Raw genomic sequence first — 4,529 nt, 5'->3', positions numbered from 1 at the left:
GGCGGGGGGCTACAGGGACTCGCGGAGGCGGCGGGCGACCTCGGCGCCGGGCATCCGGCGCGGGAAGACGGCGACCACGACGTCGTCGTCGGCGGGCGTCTCGCCGTCGGGGTGCACGCCGAAGCGGTGCATCAGCCGGTCGTAGGCCTCGGTCAGCATCGTCTCGGGGATGTCCTCGGTGCCGCGCAGCAGCCGTCGCAGCACGTGGTTGTGCACGGCGGTCACGGCCGCGGCGAAAGCCACGGCATCCACCGGGTCGAGACCTGGCAGCGCGGAGCGCAGATACTCGTCGAAGAGCCGCTCGTACTGGAACACCGTGACGATCTCGCGCTCGCGCAGCGCCGGCACCTGCCGCACGACCGCGTAGCGCCGCCGCGCCAGGTCGGGCTCGGCGGCGAAATGACGGAACACCTCGACGGATGCCGCGCAGGCCGCAGCCCATGGGTTCTGCTGGCGGTTCCCGTGCGGCTCCCGGCCCGCCGCGGCGAGGAACTCCCGCAGCTGTGCGAGCAGCACGTCGTGGTCGCTGAAGACGACGTCGTCCTTGCCGCCGAACTGGCGGAAGAACGTCGATCGCGACACCCCGGCGGCCTGCGCGATCTGCTCGACCGACGTCGCCTCGAACCCGTGCCTCGCGAACAGGTCGAGGGCTGCGGCCACAACGGCGTTGCGGGCGGAGGTGGGAGCGGCGTCACTCATGCTGGTGAGCCTAACGCGCTCACCCGGCGCCACAGGGCCCGGCGAACCGCATCCCCCTGCAAACGCAGTGGATGCGGTCGGTCGTATGCCCGCGCGCGTACTACACTCGGCACTTGGTCGATGTCTCGACATGCAGCTGGTCGATGTCTCGACATCGAGATTTTCCCCGGCGCGGGACCGCACCCGAAACCACTGACACCCAGCGAAGGATTGCACGTGGATCTGTACGAGTACCAGGCACGAGACCTGTTAGAGAAGTACGAGGTGCCGGTGCTCCCCGGCATCGTCGCGGACACGCCGGAGGAGGTCAGGGCGGCCGCCGAGAAGCTCGGCGGCGTCGTCGTCGTCAAGGCCCAGGTCAAGACCGGCGGCCGCGGCAAGGCCGGCGGCGTCAAGGTCGCGAAGACGCCGGACGAGGCCTACGAGGCGGCGAAGGCGATCCTGGGCCTCGACATCAAGGGCCACGTCGTCAAGCGAGTGATGGTCGCCGGGGGCGCTCGGATCGAGAAGGAGTTCTACTTCTCGGTGCTGCTGGACCGGGCGAACCGCTCCTACCTGTCACTCTGCAGTGTCGAGGGCGGCATGGAGATCGAGCAGCTCGCCGTCGAGAAGCCCGAAGCCCTTGCGCGCGTCGAGGTCGACCCGCTGCAGGGCGTCGACAAGGCCAAGGCCGTCGAGATCGCCCGGGCCGCGAACTTCCCCGAAGACCTCGTCGAGAAGGTCTCGGACGTGTTCGTGAAGCTCTACGGCGTCTACAAAGGCGAGGGCGCGACCCTCGTCGAGGTGAACCCGTTGATCCAGGATGCCGGCGGCAACATCATCGCCCTCGACGGCAAGGTGACCCTGGACGACAACGCCACCGAGGTGCGCCACCCCGAGCACGAGGAGCTCGAGGACAAGGATGCCGCCGACCCGCTCGAGGCGAAGGCGAAGGCGGCCGGCCTCAACTACGTCAAGCTCGACGGTCAGGTCGGCATCATCGGCAACGGCGCCGGCCTCGTGATGTCGACGCTCGACGTCGTCGCCTACGCCGGCGAGAACCATGGCGGCGTCAAGCCCGCGAACTTCCTCGACATCGGCGGCGGCGCGTCGGCGACCGTCATGGCCGCGGGCCTCGACGTCATCCTCGGCGACGAGCAGGTCAAGAGCGTCTTCGTCAACGTGTTCGGCGGCATCACGAGCTGCGTCGCCGTCGCGGAAGGCATCGTCAAGGCGCTGGAGATCCTCGGCGACACCGCGACCAAGCCCCTCGTCGTCCGCCTGGACGGCAACCAGGTCGAAGAGGGTCGCGCGATCCTCGCGGCCGCGAACAACCCGCTCGTCACCCTCGCCGCCGGCATGGACGAGGGCGCCGACAAGGCCGCCGAACTGGCGAACGCCTGAGCCCCGGCATCCCGATCGCAAGGAACACAGGACTCAAGGAACTTAGGACAATGTCGATCTATCTCAACAAGGACTCCAAGGTCATCGTCCAGGGCATCACCGGCGGCGAGGGCACCAAGCACACAGCACTGATGCTGAAGGCAGGTACGAACGTCGTCGGCGGCGTCAACGCGCGCAAGGCCGGCACGACCGTCTCGCACACGGATGCCGACGGCAACCCCGTCGAGCTCCCCGTCTTCGCAACCGTCGCCGAGGCGATCGCCGCGACCGGCGCCGACGTGTCGATCGCGTTCGTGCCCCCCGCCTTCACGAAGGATGCCATGGTCGAGGCCATCGACACCGAGATCCCGCTCCTCGTGGTCATCACCGAGGGCGTGCCGGTCGGCGACACCGCGGAGGCGTGGGCGTACGCGAAGAGCAAGGGCAACAAGACCCGCATCATCGGCCCGAACTGCCCCGGCATCATCACCCCCGGCGAAGCGCTCGTCGGGATCACGCCCGCCAACATCACCGGCAAGGGCCCGATCGGCCTGGTGTCGAAGTCGGGCACGCTGACCTACCAGATGATGTTCGAGCTGCGCGACCTCGGCTTCTCGACCGCCATCGGCATCGGCGGCGACCCCGTCATCGGCACGACCCACATCGACGCCCTCGAGGCGTTCGAGGCCGACCCCGAGACCAAGGCGATCGTCATGATCGGCGAGATCGGCGGGGATGCCGAGGAGCGCGCGGCCGACTACATCAAGGCCAACGTGACGAAGCCCGTCGTCGGCTACGTCGCCGGGTTCACGGCCCCCGAGGGCAAGACGATGGGCCACGCCGGCGCCATCGTCTCGGGCTCGGCGGGCACCGCGCAGGCCAAGAAGGAGGCCCTCGAGGCCGCCGGCGTCAAGGTCGGCAAGACCCCTTCGGAGACCGCCGCCCTGATGCGAGAGCTCATCGAGGCACTGTAACCGCAGAACGTCAGGCTGCGAGGGGCGGATGCTGGGGCATCCGTCCCTCGCCTTTCGCAACCAGCCTCGCCGAGTGCGCCGGTTCGCGCCGACCGTACCGGTTTCGTGCGGTGCGCAACCGGCAGACTCGATCACAACCGGCCCGCTCGGCGCACGAGGGTGGTGGGCGGTCGCGCGCGGCGCCGGGCGCCGCGCGCTCGATAGGCTGGGAGCATGCCTCTGATCGGGGAGTACAAGCCGTCCACCGCGGAGTGGGCGCGCGCACAGGCCGAGAGATTCGAAGCATCCGGGGGCGCCGAGGCGAACCTGCTGCGGGGTCGGCCCATCATCGTGCTGACCACGGTCGGCACCAAGACCGGTGCGCTGCGCAAGACGGCCCTGATGCGCGTCGAGCACGACGGCCGCTACGCCGTGGTGGCGTCGAAAGGCGGCGCGCCCGACGAGCCGAAATGGGCCGAGAACATGCGTCGTCACCCCGGGGTGGAGCTGGCGGATGTCGGATTCCGCGGCGAGTTCGTCGCGCGTGAGGTCGCAGGTGTCGAGCGCGACGAGTGGTGGGCCCGCGCGGTCGAGACGTGGCCCGACTACGAGAGCTATCAGGCGAAGACCGACCGGCTCATCGCCGTGTTCGTGCTGGAGCCCGTCGTCGCCTGACGTCACCGGTCGTCGCCGGACGTCACCTGTCTTGAGGCGGGACGCCATGACCCGAACTCCTCCAGAACGCCCGCGCGTGCGGTCCGGGCCCGCGTGATTTCGGAGAGAACGACGGCGGCTCCGGCCGATGTGGAGGAGTTCGGGCAGCCATCGCCCGGAGCTGTCAATCCTGAGCGTGCCGGTCGGACCGCGGATGCCGCCGCGCGCCCGCGGGCCGCATCCGGCAGCTGTCGGTAGGGTCGAACGCGCATGAATCGCCTGCTGGTCGCCCTCCTGTCCGCCGTCGACGCCCTGATCGCGGTGGCCGTCGGCGTTGCCGCGGTGCTCGCCCCGCTCACCGTGTTCTGGGTGCTGGGGCTCGGCGGCACGGCGGACTGGGGCGCCCTCTGGCCCGCGGCGGTGCGCGTGTGGCAGTTCGGCCATCTCGTGCCCCTGCATGTCACCCTCGCCGACGACTACCTGGTGGCCACCGGCATCCCGGTCGATGGCGCGCACTTCGTGCTGTCGCTCGCGCCGCTCGCATTTGCCGCGTTCACGACGACCTTCGCGGCCCGCTCCGGAGCACGGGCCGCTCGTGCCGGCGCGTGGCTCGTCGGCGCCGGGTCGGGGACCGTCGTGTTCGCCGTACTCGCCGCGGGGATGTGGGCGACGGCGGGGAACCCGGCCGCGGCCGTGTACGGCTGGCAGGCGCTGCTCCTGCCAACGCTCGTCTTCGCCGCACCCGCGCTGGCCGGCGCACTCGTCGGCGCGTGGACCCACGGCGACGACGGAATCGTCGACGAATTGCGGGATCGACTGGCGGTGTTCCCGCGCTGGAGTGCGGTGCCTGCGGCATCCGCC

The 4,529-nt window shown here is 70.1% G+C and carries 5 protein-coding genes; 4 read left to right on the top strand and 1 reads right to left on the bottom strand.

The window, feature by feature from the left end; all coding sequences use genetic code 11:
• Positions 1-9: 9 nt before the first annotated feature.
• Positions 10-699, bottom strand: coding sequence for a TetR/AcrR family transcriptional regulator (locus WBP48_RS09790; RefSeq protein WP_424439609.1), 690 nt, complete (start codon positions 697-699; stop codon positions 10-12).
• A 216-nt stretch (positions 700-915) separates the two neighbouring features.
• Between WBP48_RS09790 and sucC the strand changes: the two genes are divergently transcribed.
• The 4 genes from sucC to WBP48_RS09770 all read left to right on the top strand — a co-directional run.
• Positions 916-2,082, top strand: coding sequence for an ADP-forming succinate--CoA ligase subunit beta (gene sucC, locus WBP48_RS09785; protein WP_424439606.1), 1,167 nt, complete (start codon positions 916-918; stop codon positions 2,080-2,082).
• 50 nt (positions 2,083-2,132) lie between these two features.
• The gene (gene sucD / locus WBP48_RS09780; protein WP_424439603.1) at positions 2,133-3,035 is read left to right on the top strand and encodes a succinate--CoA ligase subunit alpha; all 903 of its coding nucleotides are present in this window, start codon (positions 2,133-2,135) and stop codon (positions 3,033-3,035) included.
• Between the two features lie 213 nt (positions 3,036-3,248).
• Positions 3,249-3,689: a nitroreductase family deazaflavin-dependent oxidoreductase gene (locus WBP48_RS09775; protein ID WP_424439600.1), complete on the top strand. Its 441-nt coding sequence runs from the start codon at positions 3,249-3,251 to the stop codon at positions 3,687-3,689.
• A gap of 249 nt (positions 3,690-3,938) precedes the next feature.
• Positions 3,939-4,529 (top strand): DUF6350 family protein (locus WBP48_RS09770; protein WP_424439597.1); only part of this gene is annotated, 591 nt, incomplete at its 3' end.

Origin of the sequence: Microbacterium sp., assembly GCF_049661145.1 — a bacterium.
Classification (GTDB): Bacteria; Actinomycetota; Actinomycetes; order Actinomycetales; family Microbacteriaceae; genus Microbacterium.
Note: the sequence above shows the minus strand (reverse complement) of the source record. Positions and strands in the feature narration are given on the sequence as shown.